Origin of the sequence: Arachnia propionica (assembly GCF_900637725.1) — a bacterium.
Lineage (GTDB): Bacteria > Actinomycetota > Actinomycetes > Propionibacteriales > Propionibacteriaceae > Arachnia > Arachnia propionica.
In genome coordinates, this window is sequence record NZ_LR134406.1 from 3,056,894 (window position 1) to 3,070,105 (window position 13,212).

The window sequence follows — 13,212 nt, forward strand, 5'->3', positions numbered from 1 at the left end:
CCTCGCGAAAAGGCCCTGGCCAAGGACAGGATCGTCGTGCCCACATCCCGTGTTTCCCGAAAACCCCACCTCACCCTCGCAGCGCTGAGCGCAGCAGCCCTGCTGGTCGCCGCCTGCTCGTCCGGTTCCCCGTCGCCCCAGGCCTCCACCTCGGGTTCCGGCCCCGTCACCCTGACCAACTGCGGCACCGAGGTGACCTACCCCAAACAGGCCTCCCGCATCGTCGCCACCAGCAACTCGGCGAACATCGGAACCCTGATCCGCATCGGCGCGGTCCAGAACCTGGCGGCGGTGTCGCTGCAGAAGGGAAACGACGAGGTGCTCTCCGCCCTCTACAGCCCCGGCATCGAGAACGTTCCCCGCCTGCAGAACCCCATCTCCATGGAGTCCATCGTCTCCACCGAACCGGACCTGCTGATCGGCTCCTACAGCGGGCTGTTCTCCGGTTCCTCGGGTGTGACCCCCGAGGCGGCGGCCGAGCAGAACATCCCCACCTACGTCATCAGCGACTCGTGCAGGCAGGATCCCGCCGCCGGTTCCTCCTCGAAACTCGGCACCATGGACCCGTGGGACGCGGTGCGCACCGACATCCAGAACTACGGCGCCCTGACCGGCAGGACCGCCGAGGCCACGGAGGCCCTCACGGAGTTCAACACGCAGCTCGCGGAGCTGCAACAGGCCCCGGCCCCGACGAAGAAGCCCCGCATCCTGCTGTTCGACAGCGGCACCAATGAGCTCTACACCTCCGGGCGCAACGGGCCGCCGCAGGGCATCATCGACGCGGCGGGCGGCGTCAACGTGTTCGAAAACCAGGACACCACCTGGTTCAAGGCCAGCTGGGAGTCCGTGGCGGAAACCCAGCCGGACGTGATCGTCGTCCTCGACTACCGCAAGGGCGACGCGGACGAGATCAAGAACAAACTGGAGACCATCCGCACCCAGCCGGCGCTCGCGAACCTCGACGTGGTCAAGCAGAACCGCATCATCGTCCTGCCCCTCGTGCTGTTCACCAGCGGATACCCGAACCTGGAGGCGGCGGTGCAGATCCGCAAGGGTCTCGAGCAGATGGGAATGGCCCCCGAGAGCCCGGTCAAGGGCAAACTCCCGGAAAGCCTCGGCTACGGCGTTCTCAAGAGCTGAACGGCCCGGGACCCCTCCGGTGAACGTGAAAACCCGTTCCAGGACCGGCAGGGATCAGGTGACCTCTTGGCGAGCGCCGGTGGCTCCCCTGATCGTCTGCCTGCTGATCGCCCTGGTGGCCAGTCTCGTGCTGGCCACCGGTTTCGGCCCCAGTTCCGTGTCCCCCGGCACCGTCGTCGACGTGCTGATGGCGCACCTGACCGGCAGCCCCGATGCACCCCAGACGGCCAACACCATCGTCTGGAACATCCGCGCACCCCGTGTGCTGCTGGGAAGTTTCGTCGGCGCCGGGCTGGCGCTGGCCGGTTCCGTCATCCAGACCCTCGTGCGTAACCCCCTCGCCGATCCCTACCTGCTCGGCATCTCCTCGGGCGCGAGCGTCGGCGCCACCGCCGTGATCACCATCGGCTTGTTCAGTTCACTGGGCACCCTGGCACTCACCGCCGGCGCCCTGGTGGGGGCGCTCGGGGCGGCCGTCGTCGTGTTCGGCATCGCCATGGCCCAGGGCGGCCTCACACCGCTGAGGCTGGTGCTCACCGGCACGGTGCTGGGCTCGGCGTTCTCGGCCATCGCGAGCTTCCTGGTCATCCGCAGCCAGGAACCGCAGGCCGCCCAGTCCGTGCTGTTCTGGCTGCTCGGCAGCCTGACACGCGCGAAATGGGATCAGCTGCTGTTCCCGCTGGTCGTCGTGGTGCTGGCATTCATCGTCATGATGGCCGGCAGCGGCTGGCTGGACGCCCTCGCGAACGGTCCCGACGTGGCCGCCAGCCTCGGTGTGCCGGTGAAGCAGGCCCGCAACGCGGTCTTCGTGCTGCAGGCCCTCCTGGTCGGCGCCTTGGTGGCGGTCGTCGGCGGGGTCGGTTTCGTCGGGCTGATCGTCCCCCACCTGGCCCGGCTCATGGTGGGGGCGCGCCACCGCTGCGTGCTGCCGGTGGCGGCCCTCATGGGGGCTCTGTTCATGGTGTGGGTGGATGTCGCGGCCCGCGTCATGGCCCCACCCATGGAGGTTCCGCTGAGCGTCGTGACGGGCCTGATCGGCGCCCCGGTCTTCCTGCTGCTGCTCGGCAGGCGCCACTACCACTTCGGAGGTGCCGGCTGATGAACACGATGCTCGCCACACAGGACCTGGGCTGCTCGCTGGGGAAGTACCCGATCCTGAACGGGGTCGACCTGGAGGTTCCCGAGGGGGAGATGATGGCCCTGGTCGGCCCCAACGGGACCGGCAAGTCGACGTTGCTGCGGACCCTCGCGGGGCTGCTGCCGATCCCGTCGGGCAGGGTGCTGGTAGCCGGTCGTGACCTTGTGAAACTGAGCCCGCTGGAACGCGCCAGGACCTTGGCGATGGTCGGTCAGCAGGAGGAAACCCCCGCTGACCTGCGGGTCGCGGAGGTCGTCGCGCTGGGGCTGCTGCCCCACCGGCCGCCGTGGTCGGGTGGCGGCCGCAAGGAACGCGACGCCGTCGCCGAGGCCCTGGAACAGGTGTCGATGACCGCCTACGCAAACCGGGGTTTCCACCAGCTCTCGGGAGGCGAACAGCGCCGGGTGCTGCTGGCACGTGGCCTGGCGCAGCGCACGGAACTGCTGCTGCTGGACGAACCCACCAACCACCTCGACATCCGGCACCAGCATGCGCTGCTGCGGATGGTGCGGGGGCTGGGCCGCACCGTGATCGCCGCCATCCACGACCTCGACCTGGCCGCCACCTATTTCGACCACATCGTGGTTCTGAACGACGGCGGGGTCGCGGCGGACGGAAAACCCTCGGAGGTGCTCACCCCGGAACTGGTCGGCGACGTGTTCGGAATGGCCGCCTCGATGGTGACCGACCCGGCCACCGGGGAACCCCGGCTGCTGCTCAGCTACCCGTGAACGAGGAGCCCCACCCGGTTGCGCAGCACTCAATCCCAAAAATCGCCCCAGAAGGGGCGAAAATCGAGTTGAGTGCTGCACAACCGGGATTAGGGCCGCGACGCATCCCGGTCTTTCCGCACAGCAAGAGCAAGGCGTCAAGGTAGACTTGCAGAAACCGACCACCTGCAACAATGTTGAATGCTTGATGAAGACGGATCGGGGCAGCCCTCGAAATGCGGCCCCGTTTCCTCTTTCGCCCACCGCCTGAGCGCCGTTTGGGGAATTGAATGACGACCAGAATCACGTGTCACGGCATAACGAAGTCGTATGGCGAGAACGTCGTGCTCAAGGATCTCGATTTCTGGGTCGACGCCGGTGAGTTGGTGACGCTCGTGTCGCCGTCCGGCGGCGGGAAGACCACCTTGTTGAACATACTGGGAGGTTTGACCACGGCGGATCAGGGCGTCGTCGAGGTGGCGGGGCAGGACTTCAGCCAGTTGGACGAGGACGGCCGGGCCGGCCTCAGACGTCACGCGATCGGCATCGTCCACCAGTCGAGTTATCTGTTTCCCTGGCTCTCGGTGAACGAGAACCTGGAGATCGGTCCCGACCCCCGCGCTCCCGCTCCGTGGCTCGCGGAGGCCAGGAGAAACCTGGGAATCGACGACTTCCACGACACCGAGATCAACAAGCTCTCCGGCGGGCAGCGACGCCGGGTGTGCATCCTGAGGGCCCTGCAGATGGAGGCGGAGGTCCTGTTGCTGGACGAACCGACCACGGGCCTCGACGACCACCTGGCCTCCTGCGTCCGGCGGGCGTTGCGGGATCTGGCCGACCGGGGCTGCGCGGTCGTCGTCGCGACCCATGAGGAGGCCACCTCAGCGGTAGCGGATCGCGCAATTGCCCTCCGCGGAAGGAGGACCATCCTATGAGCACCTTCGCCCTGGTGAGACGCAGCCTGGCCAGGACCGTGCGGCGGCACAGGTTGATCGCGGTGCTGGTGCTGCTCCTGGTGTTGGCGACGGTTGTCCTGTCCTGGCTGGCCCGAGGGGCCACCCACGGCACATCCCGGGGATTGACGGAAAGCCTCGGCGCCAAGGAGATCGAGGTCATCCAGGGCTACGGCGGGCTGGACAGTCCACCGTTGAGCACGGACGCGGTCAAGCAACTGGGGCAACTGGACGGTGTGGAGCACGTGTTCCCGTCGGGCATGTCGGGAATCGACCCGCCAGCGGACATCGCCGACTCCGAGGACGGCGCGGGGCCGTGGTGGTTGATGCCCCGCAACCCGTTCGACGACCGGATGAAGGACGCCCACAGCAATCCCGCCGCTTTCCCGGAACCCGGTCAGATGCTGGTCCCCGGAAAACACGAAAACCTGGTGGGAAAGACGATCGAGGTCAACGTCACGCGGGTGGTCAGTTCCAACAGCGGGATGGGCGAGGCGAAACAGTTCGAGGTGATCGGCACCTACGACCCGGAAACCATCCAGGGGGAGCCCCCGGAGGCAGTGTTCATCAACTCCTCCCAGTTCAACGAGATCCAGGCGGCAGCACTGCCACCGGATACGCCTGGCTACAGCTCCATCTACCTCTACGTCGGGGATGTGAACGACGTCGCGAAGGTGCAGAAGTCGGTGGAGGACCTGGGCTACGGCACCCGCAGCGCCATCGGCTCCGGGGTCCAGCTCGACAGGGCCCGGCAGGGACTCGCGGTGGCCTCCGTGCTGGTGCTTTTCGTCACCATCCTCGGGGCGCTGTTCGCGGGCACATCCGTGGCGGGGACGTGGATGACATCGCACATCGAGGAGATCGGGTTGTTCAGGTCCCTGGGGTGGACGCGACGGGCAATCGTGAGGTTCTACCTGCTGGAAGCCCTCATCTTCGCGCTGTGCGTCTCGGCCATCGGGGTGCTTCTGGGCACGGGGCTGGTCATGGCACTGGCGGCGCTGCCGTCCCTGCTGACGTCGGTGACCGGTTTCAGCATGGATCCCGGGGCGTTGCTGGCCCAGGCCTGGGTGGTCGCGGTACCACTGATCGCCGTACCGCTCGGTTTCATCGCCGGAGCTGGCCGCAGGGCCACCACGCTGCTGCGCGTCGACACGGACACGCTCCTGCGTCAGATCTGACCCAAGGCCCCGGACACCCTCACCATGGTTTCGACACGGGCCGCTCCTTCGTCGCAGCCCGGCTCAACCAACTTCAAGAAGGACAAAGCTGGTTGAGCCAGCACGTGAGCGCCAGCGAACGGCTGAGTCGAAACCGCCCCGTCACCCGGTAGACAGGCCCGACCTTTATCGCCGCCTGCCCGTGCCGAACAGGCCCCGGACGATCTCCCGGGTGACGGTGCGGATCACCTGCATGATGCCGCGGCTGGCGATCCGTTCCACCGCCGACGTGCGACCACGACCCGATCCCGACGACCGCTCCTCCGAGCGTTCCGCCTGACGCTGTTCTTTCTCCTCCTGGGCGCGACGTTCGGCCTCGGCTTTCTCCGCCTCGGCGCGCTGCCGTTCCTCCTCGGCTGCCTTCGCGCCGGCCTCCAGTTTCGCGGTGAGGATCTCGTAGGCCGACTCGCGGTCGATGGCCTGCCCGTACTTCGCCATCAGCGGCGAGGCCGCCACCGCCTGCTGCATCACGGCGGCGTCGGTGGGTTGCATCGATGTCTCGGGGGCCCAAAGCCGGGTCCAGGCGACGGGGGTGGGTGAGCCCTTGGGGTTCATGACGGTTACGATCGCCTCGCCGATCCCGAGGCCCTGCAGCACTTCCTCCAGGTCGTAGCCGGACTTCGGGTAGGTCGACACCGTCGCCTTCAACGCCTTGGCGTCGTTGGGGGTGTGGGCGCGCAGCTGGTGCTGCACGCGGCTGCCGAGCTGCGCCAGGACATCCTCGGGCACGTCCTTGGGGGTCTGGGTGACGAAGAACACCCCCACACCTTTGGAGCGGATCAGCCTCACGGTCTGGGTGATGGAGTCGAGGAAGGCCTTGGAGGCGCCCTTGAACAGCAGGTGCGCCTCGTCGAAGAAGAACACCAGTTTCGGTTTGTCGGCGTCGCCGATCTCGGGGAGGGAACCGAACAGGTCGGCCAGCAGCCACATCAGGAAGGTGGAGAACATTTCGGGTCGCGAGGCCAGGTCGGGCAGCTCCAGCAGCGAGACGACCCCGCGGCCGTCGGCGGCGACGCGCAGCAGCTCCGAGGGTTCGAACTCGGGTTCCCCGAAGAACACGTCACCGCCCTGCTCGGAGAGGCCGACGAGGTTGCGCAGGATCACCCCGGCCGTGGCGGCCGAGACCCCGCCGATCTCCTTCAGCTCGTCCTTGCCGTCGTCAGAGGTGAGGAATTTCAGCAGCGCGACGAGGTCCTTGAGGTCGAGCAGCGGCAGGCCGTTGTTGTCGGCGTAATAGAACACCAGCCCGAGGGAGCTCTCCTGCACCTCGTTGAGTCCCAGCACCTTCGACAGCAGGATCGGGCCGAACGACGAGATCGTCGCCCGCACCGGGATTCCGGTGCCCTGCCCGCCGAGCGCCAGGAACTCGCAGGGCGCGGCCTTCGCCTCCCAAGGCTGCCCCTGCGCCTCGGTTCGCGCGGCCAGTTTCTCGCTCGCCACCCCGGGGGAGGCCATCCCGGACAGATCCCCTTTGATGTCGGCGGCGAAGACGGGCACTCCCGCCTTACTGAGGGCCTCGGCCATCAGCTGGAGGGTCTTGGTTTTGCCGGTGCCCGTGGCCCCGGCGACGAGCCCGTGCCGGTTGAACATCGCCAGCGGAATGCGGATGGGGGCCTCGACGACGGGGGCGCCGTCCATCAGCACGCCCAGCTGCACCGCCTCACCGTCGAACCCGTATCCAGCCTGAATCGTTGCCACCAGTTCTTCACTCACACCCCTAGCCTGCCATCTATCTGCGCTTCTCACGGGAGGCGCGTTGCCCGGGTTGTACGTCGATGGGCCGATTGTCGCGGAGGGTGGCTAAACTGACTGGGTGATCTTCAAGCGTGTCGGCGACTCCCGCCCCTACCCGGACCACGGCTATGTCCAGAAGCAGTGGGCCGCCATCGCTCCACACCAGGTGCGGCTGGATGAGCTGGTCACGACGAAGCGCACCCTCGATCTCGAGGCCCTGCTGGAGGAGGATTCCACCTTCTACGGCGACCTTTTCGCACACGTCGTCTCCTGGCGTGGCGATCTGTACCTGGAGGACGGCCTGCACCGCGCCCTGCGTGCCGCGCTGCAGCAACGCCAGACGATGCATGCCCGCGTGCTGGAACTCTCGTGAGAGCCTGAGACGTGCGTGCCTTTCGACTCCTCGCCACCCCGGCCCTGCTGATCGGTCTGCTCATTTTCCTGATCTGGGGGGCGAGCCTGGGGTGGAACGCCTTGACTGCGCCGTTTCCCAGCCCACCGCCGACCCCGTGCGTCACCCAGCAGGTGAGCAAGCTCGCCCCGAAGCAGGTCACGGTTCTGGTTTACAACGGTGGTTTCACCAGCGGTTTGGGATCGAAGGTCGGGCAGGCGTTGAAGGCGGCGGGATTCGAGGTGGCGAAGACCACCAACTCCAAGGAACGCATCACGAAAACCATCATCCGCAGTGGTGGTAACAACACCGAAGCGGCAAAACTCGTCGCCAGCTACTTCATAGAGCCCACCATGGAGACCGACTCCCGGGTCGACGGCACCGTCGATGTGATGGTCGGCTCAGATTTCGCGGGCCTGACGGAATCCGGCCTGACCGAGATCACGGTGGAATCCGGCACCATCTGCCTGGCCCCGAGCCCGTCTCCCTCCGCGCTGCCCAGCTGAAAACCCTGCCCCCGCATCGCCCCGTTCAAGGCGCGAATTGTGCTGCACAACCCGGTTTCTCGCACCAAAGCAGCAACCCCAGAATACGCTCGCCGGATGTCGGGTCAGCCGGAACGGACCGCTCAGTCGTCGGCCCATCCGGCATCGTGCACCTTGATCGCGACCTGGACGCGGTTTGTCAGACCGAGCTTGTCGAAGATCTGCGTCACGACGCCCTTGACAGTGGCGAGGCTGAGGTAGTGCCGGGCCGAGATCTCGGCGTTCGTCAGCCCCCGCCCGATCGCGATCGCGACGTCTTTCTCCCGGGCGTTCAGGACGGCCAGGTCGGCCCGCGCGTCCTCCCGCCGGGGGTCGCCCCGGTGCCGGGTCGCGGCCGCGATGACCTGGGACACCACGCTGGGTGAGAGGGTGTGCTCCCCCGCCGCGACCTGTTTGATGGCCTCCAGCATCCGGTCCGGCGGGGTGTCCTTGAGCAGAAAGCCCGCGGCCCCGGCCGCCAGGGCTCGCAGCACCGAGTCGTCGGAATCGAAGGTGGTCAGGATCACCACCCGCGGCGCGTCCTTTTGGGCCATGAGCTCCTCGGTCGCCGTCAGCCCATCCTTGCCCGGCATGCGGATGTCCATGAGCAGCACGTCGGGCCGGTGTTCGGCCACCAGGGCCGCCGCCTCGGAGCCGTCGCTGCCCTCGCCGACGAAGTCGACTCCCTCGCGTCCCCCAAGCATCAGCTTGAGACCGGCCCGGACCAAGGGATCGTCGTCGATCAGCACCACCCTCACCATGGCATCCACGCCTCCAATTGAAACATTTCGTCCCGGATTCCGTGCTCGATCCAGCCTCCGACGAGGCCTGTCCGCTCGGCCAGTCCGAGTAGACCATAGCCGCCTCCGGGGACGGCAGCGCCGCGTCGGTTTACCGGGTTGCGCAGTTCGATCCGCAACCCGGAGTCAGGGTCGCCGCTGAGCCACACCTCGACTTTGGCCCCCGGCGCGTGCTTGCGGGCATTGGTGAGCCCCTCTTGCACGATCCGGTAGGCGTGGCGGCTCACCGCGGGCGAGAGCCCCTCCAGGGCCAAGCCGCTGAACTCGATTCGCAGCCCGGCCGCCCGGTTGTCGGCGATAAGGCCCGGCAGGTCGGCGAGGGTGGGCTGCGGCCGGTCCCCGTCCTCCCCCCGCAGCGACCCGAGAACGCCCCGCAACTCGGTCAGCGCCAGGTTGGCGTTCTCCCGGATGGTCTCGGCGATCTCGCGGGTCTGCTCGGGGTTGAGGTCGTCCCGGTAGGCCAGCGCCCCGGAATACATGCTGACCAGCGAGATCCGGTGGGCCAGCACGTCGTGCATCTCCCGGGCGATGCGTTGGCGTTCGGCGGCCTGCCCCTGGGCGACCCGCAGTTGCTGTTCCCGTTCGGCCTGCTCCACCTGAGCCCGCATCGAAGCGATCAACTCCCGACGGGCCCCGGTGTACATGCCGATCGCCACCAGCACCACCGTATAGAGGAGCAGCGCCCCGCCGCTGATGATTAGAGGCCATGGCTCCTGCAGTGGCGCGTCGTTCACTCGCAGGTCCGAGACCGCGGGCAGCCCCAGGCTCCGCCGAATCGGGTCGGACAAGAGCTGGAACCCGATGAAGACGGCCCCGGCCGGGAGGATTTCCTTCCACCGCCGCCGGGTACACAGGCTGGCGACCCCCCAGGACGAGAAGCCGCCCAGCGTGACCATGCCCGAACTCAGCGCGCTCAGCGACACCGCCACCAGCATCGGGGCCCGCCGCCGGAACCGGATCAGCACCAAGGCGGCGATCACACCGAGGATCTCGGGAATCAGGAAACCGCGGAAGGCCGGGGACGGTTCCCGGGGCAGGTCCTGACCCATCAGGAGCGCGGCGAGCCACAGCGGCACCCAGCAGAAAGCCAGCAGGTAGCGCCAGGTCAGCGCCCACGCGCCGAGTCGGTATTCGGAGGTCACGGCTTCACCCTAGGCAATGCCCTGTGGCTGTTCCGCCAATCGAAAGTCGAAACCTCGCCGACTTCAGTCGCCACAACACCAGACCTTCACCCGTGGCACCAGCCCAGCTGGCCCGGATTGGCTGAAGCCATGATCACCTTCCGAAACCTCACCAAACGCTATGGCGACGTCCTCGCCGTCGACGACATCAGTTTCACTGTCGAGGCGGGAAGCATCACCGGTTTCCTCGGTCCCAACGGCGCCGGCAAATCCACCGCCATGCGGTGCCTCACCGGGCTGGCCTTCCCCACCGAGGGCGAGGCTCTGATCAACGGGCGCCGCTACCGTGACATCCCCAACCCGAACGCCCAGGTCGGTGTCCTGCTGGACGCCTCCGCCCAGCATCCCAGACGCACCGGACGCGAAACGCTCCGGGCCGCCGCCATCGCCATGGGGGCGTCCCGGTCCCGGGTGGACGAGGTCATCGAACTCGCCGGACTCACCGCCGCGGAGGCCCGCAAACGGGTCGGCGCCTACTCGCTGGGGATGAGACAGCGCCTCGGCATCGCCCAGGCCTTCCTCGGTTCGCCCCGGGTGCTGATCCTGGACGAACCGGCCAACGGCCTCGATCCCCAGGGCATCCACTGGATGCGCACCATGCTGCGCCGCTTCGCCGATGCCGGTGGCGCCGTCCTGCTCAGCTCCCATCTGCTTCACGAAGTGCAGCAGGTCGCCGACCGCATCGTCATGATCGGCCACGGCAGGATCCTCACGGAGGGCAGCATCGCCGACCTGACCGCCGACGGCACCGACCTCGAAACCACCTTCCTCAACCTCACCACCACCACCGCTCGCGGAGGAATCTTCGTATGACCGCCATCACCACCCCCACCCAGGTTCGCTTCGGCAACCTCGTCAAGGCAGAGTCCCGCAAATATGTGAACACCCGGGCAACACTCACGCTCTCATTCCTCACGGCCGCGGTCCTGGCCGTGGTCACCATCGGAGCCATAGTCGCCTACCCCGACCTGACCAAGGTCGCCACCGGAACCAACCTCCAGTTTCTTCCGCTGGCCATGACCTCGATACTCACCGCCATCATCGTCATCCTGCCGGTCACCTCCGAGTGGACCCAACGCGGGGTCCTGACCACCTTCGTGGTCGAACCCCGCCGGGAACGCGTCGTCGCGGCGAAGGCCCTCGTCACACTCGGGGTGGTCCTCACCGTGTGGCTGGCCATCCAGCTGTCGTGGGCGGTGTTCAACGCCGCCGGTGCCGCGGCGCACGGCCTTGAGGCCTCCTGGGAATTCCACTGGACGCGCTGGCTCGGGGGCATCGAGGTTCTCCTCCTCGACGCGACCATGGCCTTTGCCCTGGCGTTGCTGCTGCGCAACACCGCCCTGGCGGTCGCGGTCTTCGTGGCCGGCCCCGTCATATTGGGGACGCTGAGCCAGTTCGGCGAGCTCCCGGCGAAGATCGCCGCCTGGATCAGGACCCCCGGGGTGAGCCTGCAAACCATTCTCTCGGCACAAACGGGCGGGCAGACCCCGGATGCAACGCTGTGGGGTCAGTTCACCGTGGGCGTCGTCGTCTGGATCGTCGTCCCGCTCGCCATCGGGCTGTGGCTGAACCACCGCGCCGAAGCGAATTAGGCCCCCATCCCCGCAGCGGGTGGTCCCTGGCCGGCGCCCGGGACCACCCGTTTTCGCATCCGTGCGCTCGGCTGGGGCGGGTATGGATCCGTTTCGCCGCACCATTCCTCAATGAGGCCGATTTCCTCGTAGATGCCGGCCCTGGCTCATCCTGACTGTTGGCCAGCCCCACTGTCGCGCAAGCAGCTGAGAACTTCGAGATCGTGCTCATCCTCGGGACGTGGATCGTAGCCATTTCTCAACTCACGCAGCCGCTCGGCCGTGCCGACGATGACCGGCACCCCATCGATCGATCCCCTCGTGCGGGCGACGGCCGGATGTGTGAATACCGCGTCCTCAAAGCCTTGTTGGACACCATCCCCGTTGGGCCGGATGGCCATGGGATGCACGTCGACCCTTCCGTGTTCGGAGGCGAGTTCGATCCGGATCGGCAGCCAGTCCGTCACCGGCTCGTAACCACGCGACGCCAGCCACTCGATCAAATCGGGCACGACATCGGCGTCCACGAAGACATCAAGGTCCCCGTGCTCACGGGTTTGCCGTCCCACCAGCGCGTCGACACCCCAACCGCCGTTGACCTGATAGACGGTCTTTCTTTCCGTCAGCCAACCGATGATGGTCAAGACCTCGCTCGCGGGCGTGGTGGATGCATGAACCATATGAGACACTTCCCTCCCCTCGGGCTGGGATGACCCTGCCGAATTTTCCAGTCAGATCGTCCACTGTCAACCGGCCCAACCATTGACGGCTTGGCGGATCCTCCTGGATATCTTGATACGAGACAAGGCGCCGCACGCGCAGCACACCGAGAGCCAGACTGCCATTCCCCCGGCCCGTCAGTGAACGAAGGGTCACCCCTGCTCCCCATGCCGCCCCTGAGCGGACACCGCAGCGCCCTAGATGCCTAGACCCCCGCGGTCCTCGTCACAGAGCGCGCCGCCAGGTGAGTCCAGGAAACCGGGCGAATCCCGCGTCCATGGTGATGAAGGTGGCGTCGGCCTCAATGGCCATGGCCGCCAGATAGGCGTCGGGAACCACGTTGCCGCGCGCCCCGAGGTTCCGGCACAGGCTCTCGAAGATGCGCCAATGCCCCCGCCCTGGGCGGATGCGGACCGCCGACGAGGCGCTCAACACCGTCTGACAGAAGTCCAGCGCCACCTGCGGCGAAGTCGGTTCGCGGTAGACCCGGTGGTTCGTCACGATTCGCAGAAAACCCGACAAGATCAGTTCGGACACCCCGAAGGGTTCGTCGGCGGTCAGCGCAGCCGTGAGCCACGCGTGGTGTTCCGCGACCGCGGGGACTCCGGCCGGTGCGCGTAGATGAACAGGTTGACGTCAGCGAGCAGCACGATCGTCTTCGCCGAGAAGCGCTGCGAGGGCGTCCTTGTCCTCGAGGTCGACGCCCGGCTTCAACCCGCTGCCGCCGAAGGTGGGCAGGGTGACCTCACGGCGTGGCCCGGCCTGCTCAGCGAGTGAAACCCGTAGGGCGTCGGAGACCACCTCGCTCAAGGTCCTTCCCTGACGAGCCGCCCGCTCCTTGGCCCGGCGCAGCAGTTCATCGTCCAGATTCACCGTGGTGCGCATGATCACATTTTATCGTCACCTCATTGCATCAAGATGCGCGCGGGCACGGCCCGAAGAACCCCGACCGTAGGCTCATCGCCAATCAGAAAAGAACCACCGCCACGACATTGAACTCCTCCGGAACGCCGGGGTCCCGGTGGCAGACGGCACCCCCGGTCAGGGATGCGGCTGTGGGTGGACACCCATCCGGTCACCACGCACCCGCGCCGACCCGGGGGTCGGAATCACCGAGACGCCCACCCTCCAGT

Annotated in this window: 15 protein-coding genes; 9 read left to right on the top strand and 6 right to left on the bottom strand. The window is 67.0% G+C overall.

The window, feature by feature from the left end; translation table 11 throughout:
* Positions 1-36: 36 nt before the first annotated feature.
* The 5 genes from EL272_RS13625 to EL272_RS13645 all read left to right on the top strand — a co-directional run bounded on the left by EL272_RS13625 (position 37) and on the right by EL272_RS13645 (position 5,119).
* A complete protein-coding gene (locus EL272_RS13625) occupies positions 37-1,140 on the top strand; it encodes an ABC transporter substrate-binding protein (RefSeq protein ID WP_061787620.1) in 1,104 nt (367 codons plus the stop codon).
* A gap of 79 nt (positions 1,141-1,219) precedes the next feature.
* On the top strand, positions 1,220-2,239 hold the full coding sequence (locus EL272_RS13630) for a FecCD family ABC transporter permease (RefSeq protein ID WP_061787619.1): 1,020 nt from the start codon (positions 1,220-1,222) through the stop codon (positions 2,237-2,239).
* The gene (locus EL272_RS13635) at positions 2,239-3,009 is read left to right on the top strand and encodes an ABC transporter ATP-binding protein (RefSeq protein WP_061787618.1); all 771 of its coding nucleotides are present in this window, start codon (positions 2,239-2,241) and stop codon (positions 3,007-3,009) included. The genes EL272_RS13630 and EL272_RS13635 overlap by 1 nt, the downstream gene beginning before the upstream one ends.
* Positions 3,010-3,278: 269 nt before the next feature.
* Positions 3,279-3,923: an ABC transporter ATP-binding protein gene (locus tag EL272_RS13640; protein ID WP_061787617.1), complete on the top strand. Its 645-nt coding sequence runs from the start codon at positions 3,279-3,281 to the stop codon at positions 3,921-3,923.
* A complete protein-coding gene (locus tag EL272_RS13645; RefSeq protein ID WP_061787616.1) occupies positions 3,920-5,119 on the top strand; it encodes an ABC transporter permease in 1,200 nt (399 codons plus the stop codon). Before EL272_RS13640 ends, EL272_RS13645 begins: the two co-directional genes overlap by 4 nt.
* A 165-nt stretch (positions 5,120-5,284) precedes the next feature.
* On the opposite strand, the gene EL272_RS13650 is transcribed toward EL272_RS13645, so the two are convergent.
* Positions 5,285-6,871, bottom strand: a complete 1,587-nt coding sequence (locus tag EL272_RS13650; protein WP_061787615.1) for a helicase HerA-like domain-containing protein — start codon at positions 6,869-6,871, stop codon at positions 5,285-5,287.
* 100 nt (positions 6,872-6,971) lie between these two features.
* Here EL272_RS13650 and EL272_RS13655 point away from each other — a divergent pair, with 100 nt between their 5' ends.
* Both EL272_RS13655 and EL272_RS13660 read left to right on the top strand, forming a co-directional pair.
* Positions 6,972-7,265: a type II toxin-antitoxin system VapB family antitoxin gene (locus EL272_RS13655; protein ID WP_014847804.1), complete on the top strand. Its 294-nt coding sequence runs from the start codon at positions 6,972-6,974 to the stop codon at positions 7,263-7,265.
* Between the two features lie 11 nt (positions 7,266-7,276).
* Positions 7,277-7,789, top strand: coding sequence for a LytR C-terminal domain-containing protein (locus EL272_RS13660; RefSeq protein ID WP_014847805.1), 513 nt, complete (start codon positions 7,277-7,279; stop codon positions 7,787-7,789).
* Between the two features lie 122 nt (positions 7,790-7,911).
* On the opposite strand, the gene EL272_RS13665 is transcribed toward EL272_RS13660, so the two are convergent.
* The gene (locus EL272_RS13665) at positions 7,912-8,568 is read right to left on the bottom strand and encodes a response regulator (RefSeq protein WP_014847806.1); all 657 of its coding nucleotides are present in this window, start codon (positions 8,566-8,568) and stop codon (positions 7,912-7,914) included.
* Positions 8,562-9,749 carry a sensor histidine kinase gene (locus EL272_RS13670; protein ID WP_014847807.1) on the bottom strand — a complete coding sequence of 396 codons (1,188 nt, stop codon included), beginning with the start codon at positions 9,747-9,749 and terminating at the stop codon, positions 8,562-8,564. Before EL272_RS13670 ends, EL272_RS13665 begins: the two co-directional genes overlap by 7 nt.
* Positions 9,750-9,878: 129 nt before the next feature.
* On the opposite strand from EL272_RS13670, the gene EL272_RS13675 reads away from it, so the two are divergent.
* Positions 9,879-10,601, top strand: a complete 723-nt coding sequence (locus EL272_RS13675; protein ID WP_061787614.1) for an ABC transporter ATP-binding protein — start codon at positions 9,879-9,881, stop codon at positions 10,599-10,601.
* Positions 10,598-11,380: an ABC transporter permease gene (locus EL272_RS13680; RefSeq protein WP_061787613.1), complete on the top strand. Its 783-nt coding sequence runs from the start codon at positions 10,598-10,600 to the stop codon at positions 11,378-11,380. Before EL272_RS13675 ends, EL272_RS13680 begins: the two co-directional genes overlap by 4 nt.
* 146 nt (positions 11,381-11,526) lie before the next feature.
* Here the strand turns inward: EL272_RS13680 and EL272_RS13685 are convergent, their stop codons facing one another.
* The 3 genes from EL272_RS13685 to EL272_RS13695 form a co-directional block, all read right to left on the bottom strand.
* Positions 11,527-12,039, bottom strand: a complete 513-nt coding sequence (locus tag EL272_RS13685) for a nucleotidyltransferase domain-containing protein (protein WP_061787612.1) — start codon at positions 12,037-12,039, stop codon at positions 11,527-11,529.
* A gap of 265 nt (positions 12,040-12,304) precedes the next feature.
* On the bottom strand, positions 12,305-12,616 hold the full coding sequence (locus tag EL272_RS13690; protein ID WP_244926088.1) for a TA system VapC family ribonuclease toxin: 312 nt from the start codon (positions 12,614-12,616) through the stop codon (positions 12,305-12,307).
* A gap of 99 nt (positions 12,617-12,715) precedes the next feature.
* Positions 12,716-12,964 (bottom strand): type II toxin-antitoxin system VapB family antitoxin, encoded by a 249-nt coding sequence (locus EL272_RS13695; protein WP_073970044.1) that lies wholly within the window; start codon positions 12,962-12,964, stop codon positions 12,716-12,718.
* Between the last annotated feature and the right edge of the window lie 248 nt (positions 12,965-13,212).

Bases quoted from the DNA above. Each gene is read 5' to 3' on its own strand.
- EL272_RS13635 (WP_061787618.1), top strand. From the start codon at position 2,239: ATGAACACGATGCTCGCCACACAGGACCTGGGCTGCTCGCTGGGGAAG.
- EL272_RS13640 (WP_061787617.1), top strand. From the start codon at position 3,279: ATGACGACCAGAATCACGTGTCACGGCATAACGAAGTCGTATGGCGAG.
- EL272_RS13645 (WP_061787616.1), top strand. From the start codon at position 3,920: ATGAGCACCTTCGCCCTGGTGAGACGCAGCCTGGCCAGGACCGTGCGG.
- EL272_RS13665 (WP_014847806.1), bottom strand. From the start codon at position 8,568: ATGGTGAGGGTGGTGCTGATCGACGACGATCCCTTGGTCCGGGCCGGT.
- EL272_RS13675 (WP_061787614.1), top strand. From the start codon at position 9,879: ATGATCACCTTCCGAAACCTCACCAAACGCTATGGCGACGTCCTCGCC.
- EL272_RS13680 (WP_061787613.1), top strand. From the start codon at position 10,598: ATGACCGCCATCACCACCCCCACCCAGGTTCGCTTCGGCAACCTCGTC.
- EL272_RS13685 (WP_061787612.1), bottom strand. From the start codon at position 12,039: ATGGTTCATGCATCCACCACGCCCGCGAGCGAGGTCTTGACCATCATC.
- EL272_RS13695 (WP_073970044.1), bottom strand. From the start codon at position 12,964: ATGCGCACCACGGTGAATCTGGACGATGAACTGCTGCGCCGGGCCAAG.